A 26,907-nucleotide genomic window follows, 5' to 3' on the forward strand; every position below is an offset into this window, starting at 1 on the left:
AAGAACGCGTCATAATTAACTCTTATCTCAACAAAAAAATGCATAAGAGAAAGTGTGTCATGATGCTTCTGTCTGCCCCTTAACAATAAGGGGCAGGGTGTCAGGTGCGCTTAACGCACGTTCTTAATCACTTTAACCGTATAACGACCATCGGCTTGTCGATAAGCGCCATGGATATCCGTTTCATACCCAGGATACCAGGCACCAATGTCACAGAGCATTTGTATGAACTCAAGCGTAGGGCGATTCTCCTCGGTTAGCATCTCTCCGGGCATCACCAGAGGTACACCTGGCGGATACGGCAGAATCATGTTGGCACTGACCCGCCCAATCATGTCGTCGACGTAGATCTCCTCTATCTCGCCATGAAGCTCTTTCTGGAAAGCCGCATGAGGGTTCATCACCATCGTGGGTAAATTCTCAAAAGCGCGGAACATTAACTCTGGCAACTTGTGCTGGCGAATCAGTTGATGAATGCCGTTTGCCAGCTCCTGAATGCGCATACCGGCATAGAACGTGGGCTGCTTTTCATAGACCGAGGGCAGCATCTCTTTGACGAGCTCGTTACGATCGTAGGCACATTTGAAATCATTTAATGCTCGCAGCAGGCTCAGCGCTTTGGTTTTATTGATACCAATACTGAACAGGAATAAGAGGTTATAGGGGCCTGTTTTCTCGACAATAATGCCATGCTGATCGAGATATCTGGCCACGATGGATGCCGGAATCCCCTGCTCCTCCATTTTGCCCTGTTTATCCATACCAGGAGTGAGCAGAGTGACTTTAATGGGATCAAGGAACATGTGCCCATCATCGATATTTTTAAATCCGTGCCATTCTGCTTCCGGTGTAAGATTCCAACAGCAAGGTGCCAAAGATTCATCGTCTGGCTGCCAGACGTCGAAGAACCAGCTATTTGAAGCGGACTTAATCTTTTTAATCTCTTTACGGAAACGAACGGCGCGCAGGATGGAGTTTTCCATCAATCGCTTACCCGTATTTCCTTTCATCATCGCCGCAGAGGTTTCAATCGAGGCAACAATACCGTAGTGAGGCGACGTAGAAGTATGCATCATAAACGCTTCGTTGAAGGTCTCCTCTTCCACCTCCCCTTTAATATGAATCATTGAAGCCTGGGAAAAAGCGGCCAGCAATTTATGTGTAGACTGCGTTTCATATATCACTTTACCCGGTACACGCTCGCCACTCATTCCACACAACCCTTTGTAGATGGGGCTGAAATTGGTATAGGGCACCCAGGCAGAATCAAAGTGAATGGATTTTACATCCAGCGTCTGTTTAATGTAGTCGGTGTTATAAAGAAGCCCGTCATAGGTGGAGTTGGTGATCACGGCATGAACGGGCCAGGTCGCACCTGGCGTCTGTTTTATACGCGCTTCGATCGTTTCGCGAGCAAACTCGCTGCGAGGAATACCGCCTAAAATTCCCCACGCGTTTCGCGTTGGACGAAAGTAGATTGGCGTGACGTCGCTCATGATCATTAAATGGGTCAGCGATTTGTGGCAATTACGGTCAACTAAAATAGTGCTTCCCGCAGGTGCGGCGTACATGCCCACAATCTTATTGGCTGTCGATGTGCCGTTTGTCACCATGTAGCTGCGGTCGGCGTTAAATGCCTCGGCGATATAATTCTCTGCTTCACGATGAGGGCCGGAGTGGTCAAGAAGCGAACCGAGTTCAGACACAGACACCGAGATATCTGACTTCATGGTATTTGCGCCAAAAAAGTCATAGAAAAGACTCCCCACTGGGCTTTGCTGGAAAGCCGTTCCGCCCATATGGCCCGGTGTGCAAAACGTGTATTTCCCTTCGTCTACATAGCGAAACAGCGCTTTCGTAAACGGTGGAAGAATCGCATCAAAATAGGCGTCAGTTCCGCGCTGAATGCGTGCGGCAATCTCTTCCACCTCGTCAAAAGCATATTCGAAAAAATGAAGGTTAAGGCCAAGATCCTCTACATTTATTTCGAGCTGCTTACGCTGACTTGAAAATGCATACATTGGCAACTGTTCATTTAATCCTGAGATATTTTTTGGTAAGAGCACTGACCATGTATCCCAGTCAAAAACAACACCACACACTTTCGCGTTATTTTCGACCAACTCCATGAGGTCATCCACATCCTCTGGATAAATAATACGATACTGTTCTGCCAGTAACTTTTTATGCAGTTCTTCGATAGGTGCTTCTTTTGCCAGAACACCAAAGTGATTCATGATTGCAATTATTTTCATTTTCTTATCCCTGATAAGCCGTTACTGCGCTCTCACCCTTTTTCTGGATAAACATGCCCCAGAAAGTCCAGCCAGAGAATGTGACTAACGCCCCCAACATCATGGCTTCTTCACCAGATGAATAAAGTGCATAGAAGCTATAGATAGTACCCAGCAGTGCAATAAATGTGTTGGCTTTCATCTGCCCACCAGGAATTGCTGCTAATTTTTGCATCGGTATTAACGCTGCCATGGAGAGAACATAAGGCACCAAATTAGTTACGACAGCCAGATTAACCAAACTATTAAATTGTTTATTCAACGACGGACTTATGATCATCAATGCCAGTAACGTCTGAATAATGCCTAAAATAATCATGCCAACAACGGGCGCATCTTTCGCCGTGACGCGTGAAAACACGCGAGGGAAATAACCGATATCGGCCGAAGATTTGAAGACCTGGGCCACGGTAAACTGCCAGCCTAGCAGCGATCCAATGCAGGCCAGCGCCATCAGGAACATAACAATGCTTCCGACCACCGGCGTAAACATTGAAGCATAAGCCAAACCAAACGGTGCTGTAGAGTGCAGAAGATCGAGATTCGGAACAATACCCGCGATAACGTTAGTGGATAAAATATAGATAACGGCGCAAACCAGCGTACCGCCGAAAACGGCAATGGGAACATTTTTTTGCGGATTATCGACAGCATCCATATTCGCACAGGCAGATTCTAATCCCAGGAATGCCCACAGCGTCATAGAGATTGACGTTGAAATTGCGGAGAAGAAATCCATATTATTGGGATTCCATGCGCTAATATAAAGCGATGGACTAAACCAGAACCAGCCAATAACACATAACCCTACAACAGGAATAATGACGCCCCAGACGGTAACAGAACCAATTTGCCCTGTTATTTTTGCCCCACCGAAATTTAATACAGTGGTCACCCACAGCACTGCAATTGTTGCCAGGCAAACCTGAACCGGAGTAAGTTCTGCGCCAAATAAAACCGTTCCGTAACCTACGGCAGAAATTGCAATGGCGATATTGGCGATTAATAAACTTATTGCATACGTATAATTAGCAATAAAATTTCCTGACTTTCCAAATGCATACTCTGCATACCCGCCCATGCCGCCACTTTTCGAACTAAAGAGACCGCATTTCGAAAATGCCCATGCCAGCGCAAGCGATCCAAATGCGGTCACCAGCCAGGACAATATAGACATTGTGCCTACTTCAGCAAGCTTTGTCGGTAACATAATAATGCCTGACCCCAGCATATTTACCGCTGTTAATATCGTCAGGTGCATTACGCCCATTTTATTCCCGGGATTACTCATAATGACTTCTCTTTATAATAAAATTATAATTTCCTTGAATACGACACACTCTATCTACGCTGAAAGTTTCGCTACGTCATAAGACGATCCTTGTATGAAAGAGATTCATTCATTAATGAAGGGGGATTTGATGGTGCGTTCCCGATATTGGGATAACGGCTGGGCCAGATTTTCTCCGGCGTGAGACCCAGCGCATCAGCAATAATGCGTTCCGCTTTTGGATAGGCACGTGAGAGCGCATTCTTGAGCGTGTCGGGCTTAAGACCTGAACGAACGGAAAGCGCGCGAATCGAGAGCCCCTGTTTATGGAGTGCCGCAACAATATCTACTCTGTGCCAGTCAGCACGATCTTCATTTGTGACCATAATTGGATTACCCTCTGCAATTACCCCTTGGGTTAACCCCATGGAGTGAATTCAATATGATGCTGCTGGCACTAGCATTGATCTCTTTTGAGATAACAAAAAGCACTAAACACAGTTTTTGTGATTTAAATCGTATTTTAATGATCTCTATGTGAACCAATCACAGAGCTCAATGACGATGGATGGATAAAAATGAGTAATGAAGGTCGGCACATTGATGAGAAGGGTGAACTGATTTCTTTAGCGGACAGGCTCCGCTACCTGATTGGTCGTCGAAGCACCCGGGCGGCAGCGAAAGCCTGGCAACTCTCCTACTCGACCCTTAATAATTACATCACCCGGGGCACGGAACCCTCTCTTAGCGTGGCAGCCAAAATCGCTGAACTTGAAGGGGTTACCATCGAGTGGTTAGCCTGGGGGGATCGCGACGAGTCCTCTGTTACACTTCGTGACGACGCTCCGGTTTATCAAGTCAACAGAGCCGAACCCACGCAAAGCGAACCGCTACAGATGGCCTGGATGCTGGTATTCAATTCGCTCGACCGACAAGAACAAGAAGCCGTACTGAAACTGGTTCACAAAGAAGGTATTCAGGGGATCTTGCGTGAGTCGGAACAACGTCACCACCTGGCTCAGGCGTTGTCGGAACTTAACGCCTCTCAACGTCGTGATTTCTATTTTCGCGCACAGGCGCTGATTGATGCGTTAAAGTCTGAGCAAAAAAATGAGGGCTAGATTAAACCCGAAATGATCTTTATCGAGATCATTTTTCTTGCAATAACGCTCACCCTGGCAGTAAAGTACGCGATAGCGACTACTGCCCAGGAGGCTATGAGGATGGAAACTTCAGATAACGAGCAAACCTTACAAGACGAAGTCAGTGTACGTACACAAAAGCTTGCGCAGCTTCGTCAGTCAGGTAACGCCTTTCCTAACGACTTCCGTCGTGATGCAACATCGGAATCCCTGCACCATCTCTATGATGCATTCAGTGCCGAAGCACTTCGCGAGCATAAAATTAGCGTATCTGTTGCAGGGCGACTGATGACCCGGCGGGTGATGGGTAAAGCGTCGTTCTTAACGCTTCAGGATATGGGGGGAAGAATTCAGCTCTATATCAGTGAGAAGAATCTTAATGCCGGGAAATATGACACGCTTCTTAAGTTGGTCGATCAGGGGGATATTATCGGTGCATCGGGTGTGTTGTTTAAAACACAAACAGGTGAGCTGACCCTCGACTGCAAAGAGATGCGTCTTCTCACCAAAGCCGTCAAACCCTTACCCGATAAATTTCATGGGCTAACTGACCAGGAGCGGCGCTATCGACAACGTTATCTGGATCTTATCGCCAATGAAAAAACGCGCCACACTTTCAAGGTGCGTTCACAAATCATGTCGGTGATTCGCAACTTTATGCATACGCGGCACTTTATGGAAGTCGAAACGCCGATGATGCAGCTTATTCCTGGCGGTGCATCAGCGCGCCCCTTTATTACGCGTCATAATGCGTTAAATCAGGATATGTTCCTGCGCATCTCTCCTGAGCTCTATCTTAAACGCCTGGTGGTTGGCGGCTTTGAACGCGTTTTCGAGATTAACCGCAACTTCCGCAATGAGGGCATTTCACCGCGCCATAACCCAGAGTTCACCATGATGGAACTCTATATGGCTTATGCCGACTACAACGATCTCATCGACCTGACCGAAGCGCTATTCCGCCAGGTCGCCATGGAGGTTACAGGCGACACAGTGGTGACCTATGGCGAATACGCTTTTGACTTTGGTAAACCTTTTACGCGGCTGACCATGAAAGAAGACATAGTGAAATATGGCAATAACATTCAACCGGAGGAGCTTGATTCACCGGAGAAAACGTTAGCGCTGGCACATCGTCTGGCGATTACGCCAGAGGAGAACTGGGGGAATGGGCGCCTCATCACGGAGATCTTTGACGTCGTCGCTGAAAGCCATCTGATTCAACCCACCTTTATAACCGAATATCCGGCCGAAGTTTCACCTCTGGCGCGGCGTAACGATAGCGATCCCGAGATAACCGATCGCTTCGAATTCTTTATTGGTGGACGAGAAATTGGCAATGGCTTCTCAGAACTGAATGATGCCGAAGATCAGGCTGAACGTTTTATGGCTCAGGTTGCCTCCAGAGACGCAGGGGATGATGAAGCGATGTATTACGACGCAGATTACGTCACGGCGCTGGAATATGGATTACCGCCCACGGCTGGCCTGGGAATCGGGATCGACAGGATGGTGATGCTTTTTACAGACTCGGCCACTATCCGCGATGTCATTCTCTTTCCGACTCTGCGCCCGGTAAACTGAGCGATCGCAGGAGGAAGCGAATTGTGCAATGTGGTATTGCATTTCAGTGCCAGAACAGGGTGTATTTGCAGCCTTAACGAGCATGGAGAGTTCATCATTGGGACATTGATATCAGGTGACAAACCAGCCTCAGGCGATCTGCTGGTCAGCGATCATGACGCCAATGGGCCTGCCAGCGTGTTTAACGTTACCCGAGACAGCAGGCTCACAATTGATATTCACTTTCGTACCTGTTCGGAAGTGTGTGCGCGTCACTGGCTTAAAACACGCGGAGTGACATTTTAACGTCAACGCGGGCAGTTTTTGCCCGCGTAGCTACGCTGACATATTGGTTGGGCTGCTTTCTGAGCAGGTCAATTTGTCAGATCATTTCAAAACATTAACAGTGAATCTTTATTTTACATTCAATCACATGCGTCATTGTTACAAATCAAAGAAATGGTTCTAAAGTTTGCACTCCTGTCGACACGGCTTATCTTTAAAGAAGGACAGCGAAAAGCTGTGTAACGATAAACCGAGGAGTGTTGCAGATGGCAAAAGTTCTGGTGCTTTATTATTCCATGTATGGACACATTGAGACGATGGCCAAAGCTGTCGCAGAGGGTGCAAATAAGGTTTCTGGCGCCGAAGTTGTCGTCAAACGCGTTCCTGAAACCATGTCACCGGAAGCTTTCGCTAAAGCGGGCGGGAAAACGCACACCGCGCCGGTTGCCACGCCGCAGGAACTGGCTGAATATGATGCCATCATCTTTGGTACCCCTACTCGCTTCGGGAATATGTCCGGGCAGATGCGTACTTTCCTTGATCAAACCGGCGGTCTGTGGGCTTCTGGCGCGCTGTACGGCAAAATCGGTAGCGTCTTCAGTTCTACCGGCACCGGCGGCGGTCAGGAGCAGACGATAACCTCAACATGGACTACGCTTGCTCATCATGGGATGGTGATTGTTCCTATCGGCTACGGCGCACAGGAATTATTTGATGTCTCCCAGGTTCGCGGCGGCACGCCTTATGGCGCGACCACCATCGCGGGCGGCGACGGCTCACGTCAGCCGAGCGAAGAAGAACTCGCCATTGCCCGCTATCAGGGTGAATATGTCGCCGGCCTTGCGGTTAAGTTAAAAGGTTAATCTTCAGCAGGAGGATTTCTATGCCAACACAAGAAGCAAAAGCTCACCACGTTAACGAATGGGCGAGCTTGCGCAACACCTCGCCGGAAATCGCCCAGGCGATTTTTGAGGTGGCCAAATATGATGAAAAACTGGCCGAACAGATCTGGGAAGAAGGCAGTGATGAAGTCCTCGCCCTGGCGTTCAGTAAAACCGATAAAGATTCGCTCTTCTGGGGCGAGCAGACCATCGAACGTAAAAACGTTTGATGAACGTGCTGTGTGAATGACAAAGGCTCCCGATGGGAGCCTTTTTGTTATGGATGAGTCCTTGCGCGCTGACGCCCTCACCCCGCCCCTCTCCCACAGGGAGAGGAAGAAAGCCACACCGCGATCGGTAGGCCCCCTCGCCCCTTTGGGGGGAGAGTTAGGGTGAGGGGTAAACAACTAACCTCTCCTATTTCACAGTGTCCTTCATCACCGCTTTAAACGTCTCCATCGGGCAGAAACCGTTAGCATCCACCGGGCAACCGTTCAGCGCCAGCGTCACGCGCTGCGGTGGTGATTGCAGGGTCAAGGCCTGTGCGTCACGAATTTGCTTCGTGCTTTGATACAGGTACTCAATCTTCATCAAATCACGGTTTCCTTTCGCGTCATGCCAGCGCTGGAAAACGATTTTTCCGCCAATTGGGGTACGCTCATACTGGTCATGCAACTGATAAGGTTTGAAATCGAGCGCGGTCAGTAACGAGGCGATATTGGAATCATGCCCAACCATCAACGTCACTTTGGCAGATTTGTCTGCATCTGCAACCAGCGCGTTATTGATATATTTCACCAGCGGCGCAGCAACGTTTTGCGCCACCTCTTTAGAGGTGAAGAGACTGTCCTGATAACCGTTCTTCAGCTGTGATAAGACACGCCACTGCTGGTCAGTCTTGATTTTACCCCATGCCACCTGATCGAGCGGGAAACCCTCGTAGTACTGCAACGTAAAGGCATCCACCAGCGAGTTCCCCACCTTCAACGGCCCGGAAACACCCGGCTCTTTCTGGTATTGCGCGCTGAAACTGTCTTTCGCCCCGTTCAGATCGCATTGCTGTTTTTCTTTGCAGCTCGGTGACTGACGGTAGTCGGCAATTTGCTCCAACAGTTTATAGCTCTCGTCGAGATGCATTTGCTGACGCTCTTTTTCCATTGCCTGCACGGCCTGCTGGCTGAACTGCGCAGAATCGACGGTGATCACCGGGTTAAAGGTCGGGTCCATGGTCCCCATTGCAGCCTGATGATGAACCGGAATATCACACCCCGGGAATGCCCCCGTGATAAAGAATTGCGCTGTCGCCACCGTGCGTTGCAGGCTATTGGCATATGCGTATACCGTGTTATCCGTCGGGCACTCGCCTGAGGTCACCATCCCCTGCTGCGCCAGCCATTCACGCATGTAATGGCCCATATAGATTTCCAGCACGCCGCCTTTGGTGGTGAGTTGCCCACCAGGGACATCCCATTCCGGCCAGCCTTGCGGGGTGGATTGTTCCAGCACGCTGCCATTATTGGCGAGCGGCGCGCGCAGGTTGTGTCGGCTCATAATCAACACCTGCTGAAGCTGGTATCCCTCCGGGGAGGTCTCTGCCTGCGCGGCAACGGAGGTTAATAGTGTCGTCGCCACCGCGACGGCCAGTACGGCTTTTTTCATCCCTCAATCCTCTTTGCGTGATAACCCACCGCTTGATTGTGACAGTAATGTGACAATTTTCCGGGGGTTAGCTCGCAAAGCTGGGATTAAGCGCGTATTTTCATCACGTTGGCGAATAGTTTCCGGGTTGCCATCGTTTCGCCAATAGCCCCAGCGCGGCACACAGCAGGTAGTACACCAGACCGACAAAGATAAATATCGCCATCGGGTAGATTTGCACCCGATTGTTCACCTGCCCCGCGACGGTGGTCAGTTCCGGCACGTTAACGATAAAGGCCAGCGACGTATCTTTCAGCAGGCCGATGAATATCCCCAGCAATGACGGCATAACATTTTTCAGCACCTGCGGCAGGAGGATAAAACGCAAACTCTGCCCCGCGCTAAAACCTTGCGTCAATGCGGCTTCATATTGCCCGGCTGAAAGCGCGCGAAGCCCCGCCAGTACCGAATGCATCACTGATGCGGCCGTAAACCAGGCCAGGGCCAACGTGACCGTCAAAGCACCTGGCAAGTCACTGCCGGTCAACATGGGTAACAGATACCAGAGCCAGAAGATGACGAAAATCAGCGGGATGCCGCGAATAATTTCCGCCCACAGATAGAGTAACTTGCGAACCACACCGTCATAGCGCCATGCCAGGCAGGCGAGGACAATGCCGCCGGGCAGCGCCAGCACCCCGGCCCCCAACGCCATCATCAACGTCAATACCACGCCGCCCGGTTCGCCGTCCATCAATCGGCCCCAGAGTAAATAATCCAGATTATCAATAATAACCGCCAGATTAGCGTCCATCTTCAACTCTCCCGGCGATACTCAGCGAAACCTTTTTCACCCTTTTTGCGGTTCCCACTGGCGGCGGGCCGATACGCGTGAACAGAAATCCCAACACAACTCCGGTGATGAGATACAGCACCGTGCCAACAGCAAAGGCTTCCAGCGCATGGGCGTTATAGCTCTCGATTTGTCGTACCTGATAAGTCAGTTCAGCAAAGCCGATGCCACTCGCAAGGGAAGAGAGTTTCATCAGATTGAGATACTGCCCCACGATCGGTTGCCAGGCATTCGCCAGCCCCTGCGGTAGCAGAATATGCTGCAACATTCCCCACGAGCTAAACCCTTGAGCCAGTGCCGCCTCCCGCTGACCATTCGACACGCTGTGCAGCCCAGATGCCACCTCTTCAATCAAGAACGCCGAAGTAAATACGCCAAGCCCCCATGCAGAACAGAGAAACTCCGGTGTGAGCCACCAGACATTACCCGGCAGAGTAGACCAGGCGTGGTCGTCATTGACGAAATCCCGCATGCCCTGCGGCAGCAGATTCCAGGCGGCGAAATACCAGAATAGCAACTGCACCAGCAGTGGCGTATTGCGAAACAGCGACACCCACGCGGCAGTGACCCCACGCCCCGCGCGCCCCCCCGACAAACGCAGCGCCAGAAACAGAATTGCCAGCAGGCTCGCCAGCACTATGCCTGCCAGCGTCACCCACAAGGTGGTCAGAAAACCGGAAAGGATCCATTGCAAAGGCTGCCCGGTCAGCACGCCCTGCCAGTCAAGCAAGTGAGTCACTCGGCACGCTCCTGATGCAGCGGATCGAGCACTTTTTGCAGGAACTGCACGGCGCGGGGATGCTGTGGTCGCGCAAAGAACGTCGCCGGCGGCGCGACTTCCAGCACATCACCACCATCGATAAACACCACCCGGTCAGCGATTTCACGCGCAAACTGCATTTCATGCGTCACCACAATCATCGTAATGCCGCTGTGTGCCAGCGACTGCATGACCTGCAACACTTCGCCGATCATTTCGGGATCCAGCGCCGACGTCGGTTCATCGAATAAAATTATTTGCGGTGAGGATGAGAGTGCGCGGGCAATCGCGACGCGTTGTTGCTGGCCGCCGGAAAGCTGCGAGGGCATATGGTCAGCTTTCTCTTCCAGCCCGACCTTGCGCAGCAGTTCCAGCGCCCTGGTTTCGGCTTTGGCATGCGACCAGCCATGCACTTTCTCCAGCGCCAGCATGATGTTTTGTTGAGCCGTCAGGTGGGCGTAGAGGTTAAATTGCTGAAAAACAAAGCCAATCCGGCTGCGTAACTGACGCAGTGCGTTACCCGTGAGCTGAGAGGTCGCTTTACCATCAATCAGAATTTCACCACCGCTCAGATTTTCCAGTTGGTTTATCAGGCGAATCAGCGTCGATTTCCCTGAGCCTGATGGCCCCAAAATCGCCACGACTTCCCCGGCATTAATGGTTAAATCGATACCGTTCAGCACACGATGGTCGCCATAGCTTTTCACCGCCTGACGAAACTGCACGCTCGCTTGCTGAAGATGAGAGAAATCCGCGGCCTTCGCCGCGGAACGAGAGAATAACGCCGACAACATATTATTTTGCTTCTATGGTAAAGGAACGTGGCTGTGGCGCTTTCGTCGCCGGGCCAAACCAGGTGTCGTAAATTTTCACCGCTTCGCCCGATTTTTCCAGGCTCACCAGTTCATCATTCACCGCTTTTAACAGCGCGGGTTCGCCTTTTTTTACGCCGACGCCAATCTCTTCTTTGCTCAGTAAATCCGGGATAATTTTGAATTTCGCTTTATCCGGCGCTTCTCCCAGCAGCCCCGCCAGAATGGTACTGTCCTGCGTTATCGCCTGAACATTGCCGTTGCGCAGTGCGGTAAGCGCCAGCGGAATATCGTCATAGGAAAGCACGCGCGCCTGCGGATAACGCTGATGCAACGTCTGTTCGCCGGTAGTGCCTTTTACCGCACCAATGCGCGCTTTGCTGTAATCATCCAGTTTATCGCCAGACGCCGCTGGCACCAGGAACTGCTGGCCGGTCACGAAATAAGGCGTTGAGAAATCAATTACCTGCGCACGTTCCGGGGTAATGGTGATATCCGCAACGATGAGGTCTGCCTTGCCCGATTGCAGCAGCGGAATGCGGTTAGCCGGGTTGGTCGCCACCAGTTCCAGTTTCACCCCCAGTGATTTTGCCAGTGCTTTAGCAAAATCAATGTCATACCCCACCAGCTCATGGGTTTTGGCATCGACGGAGCCAAACGGTGGATTAGCGTCAAAGGTTGCCACTTTCACCACGCCTTTGGCTTTAATATCTGCCAGCTGATCGGCCTGCGCCGGAATTACCGCCAGCGTACTGACGGCCAGCCCGACAAATATTGCCAGCGTCTGTGCGGTATGTAATTTCAGTGCCATAGTTTTTCTCCGATATCCCTGTTTTTGTTGTGTGCTGTTACGCTCCCATAAGCTTTCGCTCTCACCAAATAACGAATCTTTATTATCAAGAGCAAAAAAATATTAGTGAAAACATTGTTATATGAAGGTAAATGAATTAACAAAATCTAATGCCAGTTATCGCAAAAGGTCAGCCAATATTGTTATTTCATCTTTTTAAAGGAAGGAGTTTACTGTTTTTATACGGTTAAAATGACGTTGGAGAAAAGAATGAAAATATTGCTAACAGCGCTTTTGCAGCGCCTGCAACAAATATGGCTGGGGTCAGATGAACATAATGTGGAGCGCATTATTGAATCGGTGCTTCCGGTCGCGAGCCTGTACGGTGTGGATGTCGCCAATATTGAGCCGGAGTGGTTTCGTGACAAAGCACGCTGAGAAACGTCTTATCCGCGAAACCTACTGGAATGAGCTGTGCGCTCACCTTGCTAACTGATTGACCGCGTCACCTCCTGGGACGACGGTCAATGCCGCGCTATTCGTGAATGGCAATCCTGTCTGCTACCTGCTCCGCCAGGCGCAACACCTCCCGCGTCATCGGCGTATCCAGTCGAATTTTTAGCTGCCCGACAACCCGGCCCTGAATCGGCTCACAACTGCTGTAAACCAACCGAGCGTTACCTCCCAGCACGCGAGTAATGTGCTGGAGATCAGGCTCCAGCCCGCTGACACCATTAAAATGCAGAGTAATAAGTTGCTGACCGTCCTCCACCTGAGTACCGCTTTCTGCGCGGCCATGATGCAACGTTCCGAGCATCCCTCGGGTCACCGCGTGCTGCGGATCGCCAAAGACACGCCACACCTCCCCCTGCTCGACGATTTGCCCTTTCTCAATAACCGCCACCCGATCGCAGAGTGTGCGAATCACGTCCATTTCGTGGGTAATCAGAATGATAGTCAGCCCAAGCCGCTGATTGATCTCTTTCAGCAGTGTTAGCACCGCGAGGGTATTTTCCGGGTCCAGCGCTGAAGTGGCTTCATCGCAAAGCAGGATTTCCGGCTGCATGACCAGGGCGCGAGCAATACCGGCTCGCTGCTTTTGCCCGCCAGAAAGCCGTGACGGCCAGCTGTCACGAAGTGATTCCAGGCCTACCAGACGCAAAATCTCGTCCACCCGTTGCCGGCGTTCTTGTGCAGGTATTCCGGCCATACGCAGCGGCAGCTCAACGTTCTGCGCCACCGTTTTGGTCGACATCAAATTAAAGTGCTGAAATATCATCGCCACGCGGCGACGTAAATCGCGCAATTGTGACCGTTTACCTGTAACAGACACACCATGAATAGTGATATCGCCACTGTCGGCCTGCTCAAGGCCGTTAAACAAACGCAGCAACGTCGATTTCCCCGCGCCACTGCGGCCAATGATGCCAAAAATGTCTCCGGCATAAATATCCAGTTCGATATTATCCAGGGCTTTCACCCCATTAGCATAGGTTTTGCTAACGCCGCGAAGTTGTATTTCGGGCGTCGATTGTGTCACGCTCATCCGATTACCCTCTTAAAACCCAGGCATGATTTTTCCCTGATAGCGCGTCAGGATAAACTGACGGACTTCCGGGGAATTAAGCGCTTTTGCCAGTTTCTGGATACCGGGATCGTTAACATCGTCCGGACGTGCCACCAGATATTCGACGTACAGACTTTTTCCCTTTTCAACAATTAACGCTTTATCGGTATCAATGCCGGCTTCCAGTGCATAGTTCGCAAAGATAAAAGCAAGGTCAACCTGGTTTACTGCGCGTGCCAGCATTGCGCCTTCAAGCGGGCGAATTTTAAAGTGATGCGGATTGGCGGTAATATCTTTTTCCTCTGACTGCGGATCCTGCGGATTTTTCAGGGTAATCAGACCCGCTTCACTGAGTAACACCAGCGCACGCCCCGTATTAACCGGATCGTTAGGAATGGCGATAGTGGCCCCCTCAGGCAGATCTTTCACGCTCTTATATTTACTCGAATACGCGCCGAACGGTTCAATGTGCACCCCCACAACCGGCACCAGATTGGTGTGACGGGTTTTATTGTAATCATCGAGGAACGGACGATATTGATAGTAGTTGATATCGAGATTTTTCTCGGCCAATTGCTGGTTCGGCTGAATAAAGTCATTAAACACTTTAATCTTTAAATCCACGCCCTGCTTCGCCAGTTCCGGTTTTACAAATTCCAGAATCTCGGCGTGCGGCACCGGCGTGGCGCCCACCGTTAAGGTTTCATTCGCCAGCGCAGAGACAGAAAACAGCGCCAGCAGGCTGGCAATTAATGTTTTTTTCATTTTTATCAATCCGTTAAATACTCTATTTTCGACTCATTCGGCGTACCAGACGGTCACCGCTCATTTGTAAAATCTGCACTAACGCAATCAGTAGCACGACCGTCACCACCATCACGTCTGTTTGAAAACGTTGATAACCAAAGCGAATAGCTAAATCCCCCAACCCACCGCCGCCAATAACGCCAGCCATGGAGGTGTAATCAACCAGCACAATGGCGGTGACCGTGACAGCCGCTATCAAACCGGGCCGCGACTCCGGCAGCAGGGTATGCCAGATGAGTTGCCAGGTATTGCCCCCCATCGCCCAACTTGCCTCTACCAGACCGTGATCCACTTCGCGCAGCGAGGTTTCAACCAGGCGGGCAAAAAACGGCGCACATCCGGCAACGAGCGGGGGGATCGTGCCTTGTACACCCAGCGAGGTTCCGGTTATCAGCGTGGTGAGCGGGATCATCACAATCAGCAAAATGATGAACGGCAGCGATCGCATTATGTTCACCAGTAACGACAACGTGCGATGCAGCAACGGCGCGTAGAGCAAACGCGGCTGTCCAGTAAGATAGAGAATCACACCCAGCGGCAAGCCAATCAGCACCGTAAAGCCCAACGCCCAGGCCAACATCGTCAACGTATCGATACCGGCTTCAGCCACGTCGGGCCAGTCAATTTGCGCAAGAAACGCCAGCATTTAGCGCTCCTCAGTTCCAATCGTGACGCGGTGGGCGCTTACCGTTCAGCACCCAATTACCGAGCAGGTGATACTTCCAACGCACCGGGTCGTGTAGCGTATGAACGCGGCCATTACGCCAGTGGCGATCGAAGTTATAACGCGGGTGCGTTGAACGCGTGCCACCCAGTTCAAACAGGCGACTCGCCGCTTCCAGCACGGCTTCGGTGGTAAATATTTTGGCGCGCGCGACAGCAACAGAAGCCTGGGCAACGGTCTCTTCACTAAGATCATGTTTATAAAGATCGAGCACTTCTCCTGCTTTCTCGAGCAGTGCATCGGCGGCGGCAAGTCGGCTATCCAGTGCGCCAATCTGATAAATGGTAAGGGGATCGTCTCCTGCCTGTTCCACTCCCGCGTCAATCCACGGGCGGGCAAAGGTCGTGACAAACTGCACGGTATCATTGAGCGCGGCACGAGCAATCCCTGCATCGATCGCGGCCGTCGTCAACTGGGCAAACGGCCCGGCAAGAGTCGGCGTAGCATAAGATTTCCAGGAGGGAATCAGATGAAACGCCTCTACCGCCAGATTCTCTGCCAGAACGGTACCGCTGGACGTATTACGTTGTCCGATGCACTGCCAGTCATTGATTACCGTCAGACCAGGGGTATTGCGTGGTACGAACGCCAGTTGTGTTAGTCCCTCTTCATCCAGCGCCAGCACACCCAGCCAGTGGGCATACAGCGAGCCGGTGCAGTAACCTTTTCGTCCGTTAATACGTAAACCTTCGGGCGTGCGCGTCAAACGGGTCTGGATATCCTGCACCGTTTTTCCGCCCGTTTCCGAAAGCGCATTGGCGAAGCGGTAGCCCTGTAACACAAGGGAAAAAAAGAATTGCTGCTGATCGTCGCTCCCCTGCAAACGAATGTCTTCCAGCAGACAGTAATGATTCTGGGGAATCTGCCCCAGCGAGGGATCTGCCGCCGAAATAATGGCAATCACCTTCGCAAGCGTCACGGCAGAGACTTCCGCTCCGCCCCACCGGCGGGGAACGGTAATGCCCCACAGCCCGCTGTTGGAAAATGTATCAACAATCTCAGGTGGCACAATCCCTGTCTGGTCACGTTCCGATGCGCCCGTTTGCAGATATGCCGCGATTTCATGAGCGATGGCTATCGCTTCATCATCGCTTTGAATAAGGTGAGCGCGAGGTATGCGCTGTGTATCGTTTTCTGCTGACATGCTTCTGTTCTCTTGGTGGTTGCTGTCCTTGCCTGATGCGCTGCGCTTATCAGGCCTACGGGGGTTTGAGCCGTTGTAGGCCGGGCAAGCGCAGCGCCCCCGGCAACGGTGCCGAACTGCGCCTGATGCGCTGCGCTTATCAGGCCTACGGGGACTTCATCCGTTGTAGGCCGGGCAAGCGAAGCGCCCCCGGCAACAGCGCCGAACTGCGCCTGATGGCGCTGCGCTTTTCAGGCCTACGGGGACTTCATCCGTTGTAGGCCGGGCAAGCGAAGCGCCCCGGCAATGCCGCCGAACTGCGCCTGATGCGCTGCGCTTATCAGGCCTACGGGGACTTCATCCGTTGTAAGCCGGGCAAGCGAAGCGCCCCCGGCAATGGCGCCGAACTGCGCCTGATGCGCTGCGCTTATCAGGCCTACGGGGTTTTCATCCGTTGTAGGCCGGGCAAGCGAAGCGCCCCCGGCAACGGTGCCGAACTGCGCTTATCAGGCCTACGGCGGGTTGAGCCGTTGTAGGCCGGGCAAGCGCAGCGCCCCCGGCAATCAATCACGCCGTACCAATTCGCCACTGATACCCCGGCGGAGTGCCGTTCACGGCGTAATCCCCTACGATGCGCGCCTTATAAACGCGCGGGTTATGCGAAACCAGCGTGCGCGCATTACGCCAATAGCGATCCAATCCCTGCGCAGAGGACGTTGCCGATGCGCCAAGGGCATCAAAGAGTCGCGTTACCGCATCCAGAATTAACGCAGACACCACCGTTTGCCCCTGGGCGATCTCCAGTTCCGCCTGTTGATTGGCGTCGTCCGCCGCCTCGGCATGTCCGATAGCCTCAAACGCCTGCTGCAAGGCGCGTGCACCCTGCGCCACAATGGCATTTGCGCCATACACAGCACTGTAAACCTCACCCACGACCTGCAAGATCTGCGGATCCTGCGCCGCGCGCGGGCCGTTGCCGTGGGAGTAGCTGCGCGTGCGGGTACGTACCGCCTGTGCCACATCCTGCGCCGCCGCCAGACCAATGCCGGTTAATGTCGCGAGATGCACCAGTTGATAGAACGCAGGATCGTAGGACGTCGCCGATTCATGGCGCGTCAACTCTTCCGCCTGCACCGGTGCATCGGCAAACAGCGTGGTGCCGCTGGCGGTGAGGCGCTGGCCAAAACCGTCCCAGTCATCTTCTACCGTCACCCCTTCCGCATGGCGATTCACCACCACATTGACCCACACGCCCTGCTCATCGCTGACGCCGGTGTTGATCCAGTCGGCATACAGCGAACCGGTGGTGTAATATTTTTTACCATTCAGGCGATAGTGTTCGCCCTCACGCACAATCTGAGTTGTGAACGTCCCCTGCTTCGCATCACCCGGCTCACTCCAGGCGTTGCCGACCCAATCTCCCTGAGAAAGTCGGGTAAACCAGCGCGATTGTTTCCCGACATCCGTAGACGCCAGTACGCTTTCGACAAACCCGAAATGCCCTCGCAGCGCCTGAGTGATATTGGAATCGGCGGCAGAAAGCTCAGTCAGCAGCGCAAAAAAGTGTGGCAAGCTGGCCCCATAGCCTCCCGCCGTGACTGGCACGCGCAGCGCGCCGAAGCGCACGGCTTTGAGCCACTGTAGCGGTTCAAACAGCAGTTCTCGCTGCTGCTCACGGGCCTGTGCACCTTCGCGAATCCGCGCAAATACCGGGCGAAAGGTTTCTGCCAGCGCGGCGTATTGCGGATCGTTATCATTGGTCTGTAGCGTCCAGAATGCGGTCATTGTTTTACCTCTTGCTTGACGTTGTCGGTATAGCGGGCAGGATCGCGGTAGGCGTGCGCCGGATGGTTTTCCGGCAGCAGCGGCCCCCGGCCAAACATTTTTTCCCGCAGCGTTTTTCCCTGGGGGTAACGTGTTTGGTAAACGCCGCGCCTTTGAAGCTCCGGCACCAGCCACTTCACCACATCATTAAAGGTTTCATGCGCCACCACATACGAAAGGTTGAAGCCATCGATATCGGTCTCTTCGACCCACAGCTGAAGCTTGTCCGCGACGGTTGATGCCGATCCCACGAAGACCTGCCCCAGGCCGCCGATAGCGCCATAATCAGCAAGATCGTTTAGTGTCCACGAGGTGTCGCCCGCGGCAAAACGCGCCACCAGCCCTGAAGCCGGTTCCGGTAATTGCGGATACGGCACATCATGCGGCAGCGCAGCGAGATCAAGACCCGTCCAGCCCGAGATCAACGCCAGCGCGCCGGGGCGTGAGATATAGCGTTGATACTCTTCATATTTTTGCTGTGCTTTTTCGTCGGTCTCTTCCACAATCACCGTCACCAGGGTGTAGACCAGCACATCGTTACCCTGTCGCCCGTTGGCGATAACCTGCTCGCGCAGGGAAGCGACATAACTCTTCAGGCCGCTCAGGGTGTGAGAATTCACAAACACACTCTCGGCGTGACGAGACGCAAAGTTGACGCCCGCGCCGGACGAACCGGCCTGGAATAGCAGCGGCGTGCGCTGGGGCGAGGGTTCACTCATCTGCACGCCCGGCACGCGAAAATGTTCACCGTGGTGACGAATGGGATGCACTTTCTCTGGATGGGCAAAAATGCCCTTTTCCTTGTCGCGCACCACCGCATCCTGCTCCCAACTGCCTTCCAGCAGCTTATACACCACCTCCATATACTCGTCGGCGCGCTGGTAACGGGCGTCATGTTCCAGCAACGCCTGTTGCCCGGTATTGCGCGCGCCGCTGTCGAGATAAGAGGTCACGATATTCCAGCCCACGCGACCGCCGGAAAGATGATCGGCCGTCGCCAGACGGCGGGCAAAAGTGTAAGGATGCTCATAGCTGGTCGAAATGGTGACGCCTATCCCCAAATGTTCAGTGACCATGGCAACAGGCGCAATCAGCTGTAAGGGATCGTTGAGCGGGATCTGCGCCGCATCACGCAGCGCAGCCTCAGTGTTACCGCCATAAACATCGTAATAACCAATCACATCGGCGATAAACAGGCCATCAAACAGCCCTTTCTCCAGCAGGCGGGCAAGCTCTGTCCAGTAGGCGAGATCTTTATACTGCCAGGCGCGATCGCGCGGATGTCGCCACAGCCCGGAAGCCTGATGCCCGACGCAATTCATCTCAAAAGCATTCAGTCGTATCTGTTTTTTCATCAAGGGGCTCCCCTCGCAACACGGCGATAAAAGGTAAGAAATGCATGAAAAGGATTCAGGAAACGGCGTGGTGACTGACCAGTAAATCCAGCGCGCTCTTGCGATAGCTGGCGAGTTCACTGGCGTTACGGTCACGCGGATGCGGGAGCGAAACCGCGACATCACGCAGCACACGCCCCGGTTCGCCGCCTAAAATGACCACCCGATCGCTGAGATAAAACGCTTCATCCAGATCGTGGGTCACCAGCAGCACCGCAATCCCGTATTGACGCGCCAGATTGAGCACCAGGTTTTGCAGGTTCATGCGCGTGAACGGGTCAACGGCACTAAAGGGTTCATCCATCAGTAAAATCTTCGGGCGCCCGTACAGCCCGCGCGCAATCGCCACGCGCTGTACCTGTCCGCCGGAGAGCTGTTTGGGCAGCTTGCCGCGATGGCTGCTGAGGCCGACATCGTTGAGCAACTGCGTCACCCAGGCCTCATCGGCGCGGTTGTCATCTTCAAAGCCAATATTTTGTTCAATGGTCAGCCACGGGAACAGACGCGCCTCCTGAAACACCACGCCGACGCGGTGATCCTGGCGGGTGCTCTGCTCTTCGCCATACAGGCAACGTCCGCGATAATCCGTGTCCAGCCCGGCTGCAATTCGCAGCAGTGTGCTTTTGCCGCAGCCGCTGGCACCCAGCAGGCTGACGATTTCGCCCTCGTCCAGGCGAATGTGGATATCGCGTAAAATAGTGCGTTCGGCAAAGCTTTTCTCAATGTGCTCAAGCTGTAAAATTGCCCCCATGATTAACGACCTCCTTCGTAGTTATCCCGCCAGGTCATCATGCGGTTTTCCAGTTTTTTCAGCAGGCTATCGGAGAGTTTGCCCATCATCGCAAGCGTAATAATTGCCACCAGCACCAGGTCCGGGCGCGAATTTTCCCGACCATCGGTCAGCAGATAGCCGACACCCTGCGTCGCCGCCAGCAGTTCTGCCGCCACCACACAAAGCCAGGACATCGACAGCCCACTGCGCAGGCCGGTAAACAGATAAGGCCGCGCGGCAGGAAGAATAATTCGGCGGATGAGTTGCGCACCGCTCAGGCGATAGAGCGTGCCGAGTTCAATCAATTTGCGGTCGACGTTGCGGATCCCTGCTACCAGATTGAGATAAACCGGGAAGAACGCGCCAATGGCGATCAACGTGATTTTGGCGCTTTCATCGATACCCATCCAGATAAGCAGCAACGGCACCCATGCGAGGCTGGGCACCGCGCGCAGCGCCTGAAATGTTGGGTCAAGCCAGCTTTCGAGGCTGCGGCTCAACCCCACCAGCGATCCCACCAGCACGCCGAGCGACGCGCCGATGGTAAAGCCTGCCAGCACGCGCAGAGAACTGGCCAGAATATGCTGCCAGAGTTCCCCCTGCGCCAGCTCGACAAAGCTGTAGAAAAGCTCTTCCGGGGGCGGCATCACCCACGCCGGGATAATCCCCAGCCGCACGATTATCTCCACGGCCAGCGCCGCCAGAATCGGCAGCGCCCAGCCGCGCAGGTTATAGCGCTTAACGGTAAATCGTCGTGGCGGTTTAACCTTCGTCCCCCGCAAGATATCGGACATAGGCTTATTCCCCCACAACCTGCTTGGCCAGCGCGCTATCCACCAGCGTGCTCAGCGCCTTATCAGGATCGGTACCGGAACGCAAAATTTTGTCCTGTTGTAGTAGAGGGATGACCGGTTTGATGGCATTCAGATGCGCCTCACCGGGAATCGGTTTGGTCAGGTCGTAACGGCTGAGCTGGAGTTTGATAACCGGTTCCGGCAGTTTGGTTTCTGCGGCAATCACTTTCACCGCTTCGTCCGGGTTGGCAATAATCCACTGGCGCGCTTTGTCGTAAGCGGCAATCACCTGTTTGACCGTGTCGGGATGTTCCGCAAGGAATTTCTCGTTAGTATTGAGGAATGCCGCAACGCCAAATTTATCGTTGCTGTAGAGCACTTTATCTCCTGCCAGTTGCCCCGCCGCCATATGCGGGTCCAGCCCGGCCCAGGCGTCAACGCGCCCCTGTTCCAGGGCGGTACGGCCATCAGGATGCTGAAGATGAACAATGTTCACATCGCTCGGCTTGAGATGGTTCGCTTCCAGCGCCCGCAGCAGGAAGAAATAGGGATCGGTGCCTTTGGTCGCGGCAATTTTCTTGCCTTTCAGTTCATCAATGGATTTCAGCGGTGAATCCTTTTGAATGAGCAGCAGGCTCGGAACGTACCAAAGATAACTGTATACCGCTTTCACCGGCTGGCCGTTGGTGCGGCTGACAAACGCCGAGATACTGGAGGTGAGCGCAAACTGGGTTGACCCGCTGTTCAGGAACTCCAGCGAGTTATTCGAGCCGCGCGATAATACCCAGCGCACTTCCGTCCCCTGCGGTTTTAATTCATCTTCCAGCCAGTGATTTTTCTTCACGATGAGGCTTTCCGGGGCATAGTAAGCGTAATCGAGACTTAGTGTCGGTAACGCCTCTGCCTGGCTGTAAAACGCGGCGAATGTCAGCGCCAGCGCAGATGCGGTTCTGGCGAAAAAGGTTTTTTTAGCGTGCATGGTGCGGCCCCAAATGTGCGATGTGATTATTGTTGTTTCTGTTTCGCCACTGTAGGGGATAGCCTTAAGGCCACAAAATAACAATTACGCAGAAGGTTATTAACATTTTTGAAATATGGCGGGTAATTAGCGGAATACTGATGACAAATCTGTTGACGTCCGCCCCCGGTTATAGCGCATAATACTGTATAAACATTCAGTATTTGGAGACAGTATGTTTGTAGAACTGGTTTACGATAAACGTAACGTTGCAGGGCTGCCTGACGCGCGTGAAATCATCTTAGCGGAGCTGACTAAACGGGTGCATCGCCTGTTTCCAGATGCCGATGTACGCGTAAAACCGATGCAGGCCAATGGCCTCAATAGTGACGCCAGCAAAAGCGATCGGGAAAAACTTAACCGAATGCTGGAAGAGATGTTCGAAGACGCTGATATGTGGATGGTGGCAGAATAAAACACCAAGCATTCGACGAGCAGAGCCCACCAGGCTCTGTCCCGGACACCTCTCAGCAAAAAATCCTTTTAGATCTCCTGCCTGAAAACAGGAGCGCAACAAGGAGAAGCGCTGAGAAGTGAATCCCCCCTTAACTGACCCGTATCAGCCAACCATCATTCTATTTTTTTGAACAAGACCCGCAAAACATTCCGATTTTCATGATCGCCGTCACACTTTATCCTTGTAGTTATCAAAACAACAACCTACTTACCCTCTGGTTGTACCAAGGAGCCTTATCATGAAATCACTCAAATCTTTTGCCGTTGTCGCGACGCTGTCACTGGCTTCTCTGTTATCCGCCAGCGCGCTGGCTGCCGATAATACCCGCGTTGAAGCGGGCTCAAACATCGATACGTCCGTAGGGCAGAATCATATCGATGTCAGCCACGCTTTTGATGCAGAAAATTTGACTGCCGGGAATCTGCAGTAATCACACCGCGCGAGCCTTACGGCTAAGCGACTTCCTCCAGAATCACCGCAACCCGTTGCCCGGCACGCACTGACGAGCCGGGTTGCACACTCAGATGCTGGATCACGCCATCACACGGTGCCAGCAGCGGGATTTCCATTTTCATCGACTCCAGAATCACCAGCACATCGCCTGCACGCACGCGGCTACCTGCGGCGGCCTGCACCTGCCAGAGATTCCCGGAGATGGGGCTCTCCACACCCTGCTCTCCCATCTGGAGTGGTGCATCTGCGTCTTCTTGCGCCACGCTCTCCTGGCTGTCGAAATGCGCCTGTCCGCTGGCGATCCAGCGATCGCGTTCCTCGTTGAACGCCCGCTGCTGATGTTCACGAAACGCGTCAATATCCTGCGCTTCACGTTCAAGAAACTGCTGATACTCCGCCAGCCGCAGCGTGCCGTGCTCAATGCGCAACGGATAGCGCCCGAGCGGGAAATCGCGGCGAATTTGCAGTAATTCCTCTCCCGAAACGGGATAAAAACGGATCTGGTCAAAAAAGCGCAGCAGCCACGGCTTGCCGTCGAAATCGGCGACGTGATGATAGCGATTCCACATTTGAAGGGTTCGTCCGACAAACTGATAACCGCCCGGCCCCTCCATGCCATACACGCAGAGGTAAGCCCCGCCGATGCCTACCGAGTTTTCCGCAGTCCAGGTTCGCGCCGGGTTGTATTTGGTGGTCACCAGACGGTGGCGAGGATCCAGCGGCGTCGCCACCGGCGCCCCCAGATAGACATCCCCTAACCCCATCACCAGATAGCTGGCGTCAAACACCGTATCCCAGACCGCCTGCTCATCGGGCAGATCGTTGATCCGACGAATGAATTCGAGGTTGCTTGGGCACCAGGGCGCATCCGGACGCACGGTGGTCATGTATTTATCAATCGCCTTGCGGCAGGCCGGGTCATCCCATGAGAGCGGAAGATGCACTACTCGCGTGGGCACCTGTAGATCGTCACTGCCGCAAACGGAATGCCATTCATCGCGCACCCACGCCAGCAACGCATCAAGCGCCAAAGTTTCCGGCTCAAAATGCACCTGTAAAGATCGAATGCCTGGCGTCAGGTCAATAACACCTGGCCGCGATGCGCGCTCCAGCGCCTGCATCAGGGCGTGAATGCGAAAACGCAGCACCAGATCCAGCTCCGGTTCCCCGGCCTCAAGCAGCAAATGCGTGTCGCCCGATACGCGCGCAATCAACCGCTTATCACCCTCACCGCAGTTCATCACGATCGGCGAGTTTAACGCGGCAGGCTGCCATCCATTGTCGATGGCTTGCAGCGTATCTATTTCCATATCCTGCGACTGCGCAAGCTGACGCGCGGTTTTCAGGCTGACAGGAACAAAGCGGATTTTGTCTCCCGCCTTTAGCTGACCTAGCTGCCAGAGATCGGCTTCGATAACGGTGACCGGGCAAACAAACCCGCCCAGGCTCGGGCCATCCGGCCCAAGAATGACGGGCATATCGCCGGTAAAATCAACCGCACCCACCGCATACGGATTATCGTGAATATTCGATGGATGCAGCCCCGCTTCGCCACCGCTCTCACGTGCCCAAAGGGGTTTCGGGCCGATCAAGCGCACCCCCGTACGGCTGGAGTTAAAGTGTACTTCCCAGTCGGTGGTGAAGAAGGTGTCAATATAGCTTTCGGCAAAGAATTCCGGCGCACCGTGCGGGCCGTAGATTACGCGCAGCGTGCGCACATCCGGCAAGTGCGTTTCCAGCGATGCGGGCAGCGTCGCCTGCTGTGCGTCATGGCATTCACCCAGATGCAACACATCGCCCGCGCGCAACGCGCGCCCGGCATGTCCACCGAACTGGCCGAGGGTGAAGGTACTTTTGCTGCCGAGATACATGGGTACCTGGATGCCGCCGCGCAAACATACGTAGCTTCGCACGCCAGCCCCCGTGATTTCGCCGATTTTCAACGTCGATCCGGCGGGGATGGTGAACGTTCGGTTCATCACCTGCGCGATGCCATCAAGCGTTACGGGAATTGATGCGCCGCAGACAACCGCCACCGCCGCCGTATTAAATTTCAGGGTGGGGCCGCTGAGGGTTATCTCCAGCGCAGCCTCCCCTTCCGGGTTACCGAGCAGGCGATTGCCCAGACGCAGTGCCCGGTTATCCATTGGGCCTGAAGGGGGCACGCCGACGGCCCAGTAGCCCAGGCGCCCTGGATAATCCTGCACGCTGGTTTGCGTTCCGGCGCTCATCACCTCAACGGTATTCGCCTGATAGTGCAACGCGTCCAGGCAGCGGGTCCAGGGTTCGCCCTGGCTAAACGGTGCAAACGTCAGAATTTGCTGGAGATAAAGGCGATTGGTTTCAACTCCATATAAACGCGTTTCGGCAAGCGCGTTGTTCAGGGCCGTTAGCGCCTCTGCCCGGTTATCACGCCAGCTAATCATTTTAGCCAGCATCGGGTCGAAGAACGGCGGCACCTCGCATCCGGCTTCAATCCAGCGGTCAATGCGCAGCGTCGCGCCATCTGCAGGTGGAAAAACGACCTCGGTCAGTAAACCCGGCGATGGCTGAAACTGACGCCCCGGATCTTCAGCATAGATACGCGCCTGAATCGCGTGGCCGCGCGGCGTTAACCCGGCAGCCAGCGTTGATAAGGGAGGGAGCTCCCCGGCGGCCAGTTCAATCATCCAGCGTACCAGATCCACACCCCACACTTGTTCCGTGACGCCGTGCTCCACCTGCAAACGGGTATTCACTTCGAGGAAATAGAACTGCGCGGCGAGGCTGTCATAAACAAACTCCACCGTACCCGCACTGCGGTAGTTCACCGCTTTGCCAAGAGCAATGGCGGCCTCACACAACGCGTCGCTCATCCCGTCCGGCAGATTCGGCGCGGGCGTCTCTTCAATCACTTTTTGGTTACGACGCTGAACCGAACAGTCGCGCACGCCAAGGGCAATAACATCACCGTCCCCATCGCCAAAAATTTGCACTTCCAGATGGCGAGCACGTTCTATGTACTTCTCCAGGAAGACGCCAGCATCGCTAAAGTTGTTCTGTCCCAAACGCACGACAGCGTCGAACGACTCGCTGAGTTCTCGCGCATCCCGGCACACGCGCATCCCAATTCCACCGCCGCCCGCCGTACTTTTCAGCATCACCGGATAGCCTATCAATGCGGCCTGCTGGCAGGCTTCCTGCGCATCCGCCAGCAGTTCCGTTCCTTCCAGCATCGGCACGCCCTGTGCTTTCGCCAGCGCGCGTGCGGTGTGCTTCAGCCCAAAAGTTCGCAGTTGCTCAGGCGTTGGGCCCACGAATGCCAGCCCAGCGGCCTCGCAGGCTTCGGCAAAGGCCGCGTTTTCCGACAGAAAACCGTATCCGGGATGAATCGCGCCGGCCCCGCGGCTTTTGGCGGCGGCGATAATGTTGTCGATAACCAGATAAGTGTGTGCCGCCGGGCCTTCGCCAAGGCTTATCGCCTCATCAGCGTCACGGATGTGCAGGCTGCTGAGGTCAGCCTCAGAATAGACCGCCACGCCCTTAATGTGCATAGCGCGCAACGTACGTAAAATTCGACAGGCGATAGCCCCGCGATTGGCAATGAGGAGTGTTGTGAACATAGTGATGACTCAATTCTGGCGGGTCGTCCCGCGATAAAGTCATTCCCCTGAGGTCGTCCTCAGGGTACACGCGCTTACGCTTTC

Annotated in this window: 25 protein-coding genes; 7 read left to right on the forward strand and 18 right to left on the reverse strand. The window is 53.8% G+C overall.

Annotation, left to right across the window (positions count from 1 at the left end; genetic code table 11):
• Positions 1-110: 110 nt before the first annotated feature.
• The 3 genes from cadA to DBY68_RS17655 all read right to left on the reverse strand — a co-directional run bounded on the left by cadA (position 111) and on the right by DBY68_RS17655 (position 3,950).
• Complete coding sequence (gene cadA, locus DBY68_RS17645) at positions 111-2,255, reverse strand: lysine decarboxylase (protein WP_108474442.1); 2,145 nt, start codon at positions 2,253-2,255, stop codon at positions 111-113.
• A 4-nt stretch (positions 2,256-2,259) separates the two neighbouring features.
• Positions 2,260-3,585 carry a putrescine-ornithine antiporter gene (gene potE, locus DBY68_RS17650; RefSeq protein WP_108474443.1) on the reverse strand — a complete coding sequence of 442 codons (1,326 nt, stop codon included), beginning with the start codon at positions 3,583-3,585 and terminating at the stop codon, positions 2,260-2,262.
• 71 nt (positions 3,586-3,656) lie between these two features.
• Positions 3,657-3,950, reverse strand: a complete 294-nt coding sequence (locus tag DBY68_RS17655) for a helix-turn-helix domain-containing protein (protein ID WP_108474444.1) — start codon at positions 3,948-3,950, stop codon at positions 3,657-3,659.
• 192 nt (positions 3,951-4,142) lie between these two features.
• Between DBY68_RS17655 and DBY68_RS17660 the strand changes: the two genes are divergently transcribed.
• The 4 genes from DBY68_RS17660 (at position 4,143) to DBY68_RS17675 (ending at position 7,665) form a co-directional block, all read left to right on the forward strand.
• On the forward strand, positions 4,143-4,685 hold the full coding sequence (locus tag DBY68_RS17660) for a helix-turn-helix domain-containing protein (RefSeq protein WP_108474445.1): 543 nt from the start codon (positions 4,143-4,145) through the stop codon (positions 4,683-4,685).
• 96 nt (positions 4,686-4,781) lie between these two features.
• Positions 4,782-6,290, forward strand: coding sequence for a lysine--tRNA ligase (lysS, locus tag DBY68_RS17665; RefSeq protein WP_108474446.1), 1,509 nt, complete (start codon positions 4,782-4,784; stop codon positions 6,288-6,290).
• A gap of 530 nt (positions 6,291-6,820) precedes the next feature.
• Positions 6,821-7,417 carry an NAD(P)H:quinone oxidoreductase gene (gene wrbA, locus DBY68_RS17670; protein ID WP_108474447.1) on the forward strand — a complete coding sequence of 199 codons (597 nt, stop codon included), beginning with the start codon at positions 6,821-6,823 and terminating at the stop codon, positions 7,415-7,417.
• A 20-nt stretch (positions 7,418-7,437) separates the two neighbouring features.
• Positions 7,438-7,665: a YccJ family protein gene (locus DBY68_RS17675; RefSeq protein ID WP_015964936.1), complete on the forward strand. Its 228-nt coding sequence runs from the start codon at positions 7,438-7,440 to the stop codon at positions 7,663-7,665.
• 187 nt (positions 7,666-7,852) lie between these two features.
• Here the strand turns inward: DBY68_RS17675 and agp are convergent, their stop codons facing one another.
• From agp to DBY68_RS17700, 5 genes are all read right to left on the reverse strand, one after another.
• On the reverse strand, positions 7,853-9,094 hold the full coding sequence (gene agp / locus DBY68_RS17680) for a bifunctional glucose-1-phosphatase/inositol phosphatase (RefSeq protein WP_108474448.1): 1,242 nt from the start codon (positions 9,092-9,094) through the stop codon (positions 7,853-7,855).
• A 103-nt stretch (positions 9,095-9,197) separates the two neighbouring features.
• On the reverse strand, positions 9,198-9,887 hold the full coding sequence (locus DBY68_RS17685) for an ABC transporter permease subunit (RefSeq protein WP_108474449.1): 690 nt from the start codon (positions 9,885-9,887) through the stop codon (positions 9,198-9,200).
• On the reverse strand, positions 9,877-10,665 hold the full coding sequence (locus tag DBY68_RS17690) for an amino acid ABC transporter permease (protein ID WP_108474450.1): 789 nt from the start codon (positions 10,663-10,665) through the stop codon (positions 9,877-9,879). Before DBY68_RS17690 ends, DBY68_RS17685 begins: the two co-directional genes overlap by 11 nt.
• Positions 10,662-11,480, reverse strand: a complete 819-nt coding sequence (locus tag DBY68_RS17695) for an amino acid ABC transporter ATP-binding protein (RefSeq protein ID WP_108474451.1) — start codon at positions 11,478-11,480, stop codon at positions 10,662-10,664. The genes DBY68_RS17690 and DBY68_RS17695 overlap by 4 nt, the downstream gene beginning before the upstream one ends.
• 1 nt (position 11,481) lies before the next feature.
• Positions 11,482-12,309 carry an ABC transporter substrate-binding protein gene (locus tag DBY68_RS17700; protein ID WP_233503906.1) on the reverse strand — a complete coding sequence of 276 codons (828 nt, stop codon included), beginning with the start codon at positions 12,307-12,309 and terminating at the stop codon, positions 11,482-11,484.
• A 249-nt stretch (positions 12,310-12,558) separates the two neighbouring features.
• Between DBY68_RS17700 and DBY68_RS23005 the strand changes: the two genes are divergently transcribed.
• Entirely contained in the window at positions 12,559-12,726 is a 168-nt protein-coding gene (locus DBY68_RS23005; RefSeq protein ID WP_199538671.1) for a hypothetical protein, read from the forward strand.
• A gap of 97 nt (positions 12,727-12,823) precedes the next feature.
• On the opposite strand, the gene DBY68_RS17710 is transcribed toward DBY68_RS23005, so the two are convergent.
• From DBY68_RS17710 to DBY68_RS17750, 9 genes are all read right to left on the reverse strand, one after another.
• Positions 12,824-13,834 carry a methionine ABC transporter ATP-binding protein gene (locus DBY68_RS17710; protein ID WP_108474453.1) on the reverse strand — a complete coding sequence of 337 codons (1,011 nt, stop codon included), beginning with the start codon at positions 13,832-13,834 and terminating at the stop codon, positions 12,824-12,826.
• A gap of 12 nt (positions 13,835-13,846) precedes the next feature.
• Positions 13,847-14,620 carry a MetQ/NlpA family ABC transporter substrate-binding protein gene (locus tag DBY68_RS17715; protein ID WP_108474454.1) on the reverse strand — a complete coding sequence of 258 codons (774 nt, stop codon included), beginning with the start codon at positions 14,618-14,620 and terminating at the stop codon, positions 13,847-13,849.
• 22 nt (positions 14,621-14,642) lie between these two features.
• Positions 14,643-15,308, reverse strand: a complete 666-nt coding sequence (locus DBY68_RS17720; RefSeq protein WP_108474455.1) for a methionine ABC transporter permease — start codon at positions 15,306-15,308, stop codon at positions 14,643-14,645.
• A gap of 10 nt (positions 15,309-15,318) precedes the next feature.
• Entirely contained in the window at positions 15,319-16,530 is a 1,212-nt protein-coding gene (locus DBY68_RS17725; RefSeq protein ID WP_108474456.1) for an SfnB family sulfur acquisition oxidoreductase, read from the reverse strand.
• Between the two features lie 546 nt (positions 16,531-17,076).
• Entirely contained in the window at positions 17,077-18,294 is a 1,218-nt protein-coding gene (locus DBY68_RS17730) for an acyl-CoA dehydrogenase family protein (RefSeq protein WP_108474457.1), read from the reverse strand.
• Positions 18,291-19,688: an LLM class flavin-dependent oxidoreductase gene (locus DBY68_RS17735; protein WP_108474458.1), complete on the reverse strand. Its 1,398-nt coding sequence runs from the start codon at positions 19,686-19,688 to the stop codon at positions 18,291-18,293. Before DBY68_RS17735 ends, DBY68_RS17730 begins: the two co-directional genes overlap by 4 nt.
• Before the next feature lie 55 nt (positions 19,689-19,743).
• Positions 19,744-20,478: an ABC transporter ATP-binding protein gene (locus DBY68_RS17740; protein ID WP_108474459.1), complete on the reverse strand. Its 735-nt coding sequence runs from the start codon at positions 20,476-20,478 to the stop codon at positions 19,744-19,746.
• 2 nt (positions 20,479-20,480) lie between these two features.
• A complete protein-coding gene (locus DBY68_RS17745; protein WP_108474460.1) occupies positions 20,481-21,293 on the reverse strand; it encodes an ABC transporter permease in 813 nt (270 codons plus the stop codon).
• A gap of 4 nt (positions 21,294-21,297) precedes the next feature.
• Positions 21,298-22,272 carry an aliphatic sulfonate ABC transporter substrate-binding protein gene (locus tag DBY68_RS17750; RefSeq protein ID WP_108474461.1) on the reverse strand — a complete coding sequence of 325 codons (975 nt, stop codon included), beginning with the start codon at positions 22,270-22,272 and terminating at the stop codon, positions 21,298-21,300.
• A 214-nt stretch (positions 22,273-22,486) separates the two neighbouring features.
• Between DBY68_RS17750 and DBY68_RS17755 the strand changes: the two genes are divergently transcribed.
• Both DBY68_RS17755 and DBY68_RS17760 read left to right on the forward strand, forming a co-directional pair.
• On the forward strand, positions 22,487-22,726 hold the full coding sequence (locus DBY68_RS17755; protein ID WP_108474462.1) for a DinI family protein: 240 nt from the start codon (positions 22,487-22,489) through the stop codon (positions 22,724-22,726).
• Between the two features lie 280 nt (positions 22,727-23,006).
• Positions 23,007-23,198, forward strand: a complete 192-nt coding sequence (locus DBY68_RS17760) for a hypothetical protein (RefSeq protein WP_108474463.1) — start codon at positions 23,007-23,009, stop codon at positions 23,196-23,198.
• A gap of 22 nt (positions 23,199-23,220) precedes the next feature.
• Here the strand turns inward: DBY68_RS17760 and uca are convergent, their stop codons facing one another.
• Positions 23,221-26,823 (reverse strand): urea carboxylase, encoded by a 3,603-nt coding sequence (gene uca, locus DBY68_RS17765; protein WP_108474464.1) that lies wholly within the window; start codon positions 26,821-26,823, stop codon positions 23,221-23,223.
• Between the last annotated feature and the right edge of the window lie 84 nt (positions 26,824-26,907).

Source organism: Pseudocitrobacter sp. RIT415, from assembly GCF_003057695.2.
Lineage (GTDB): Bacteria > Pseudomonadota > Gammaproteobacteria > Enterobacterales > Enterobacteriaceae > Pseudocitrobacter > Pseudocitrobacter faecalis.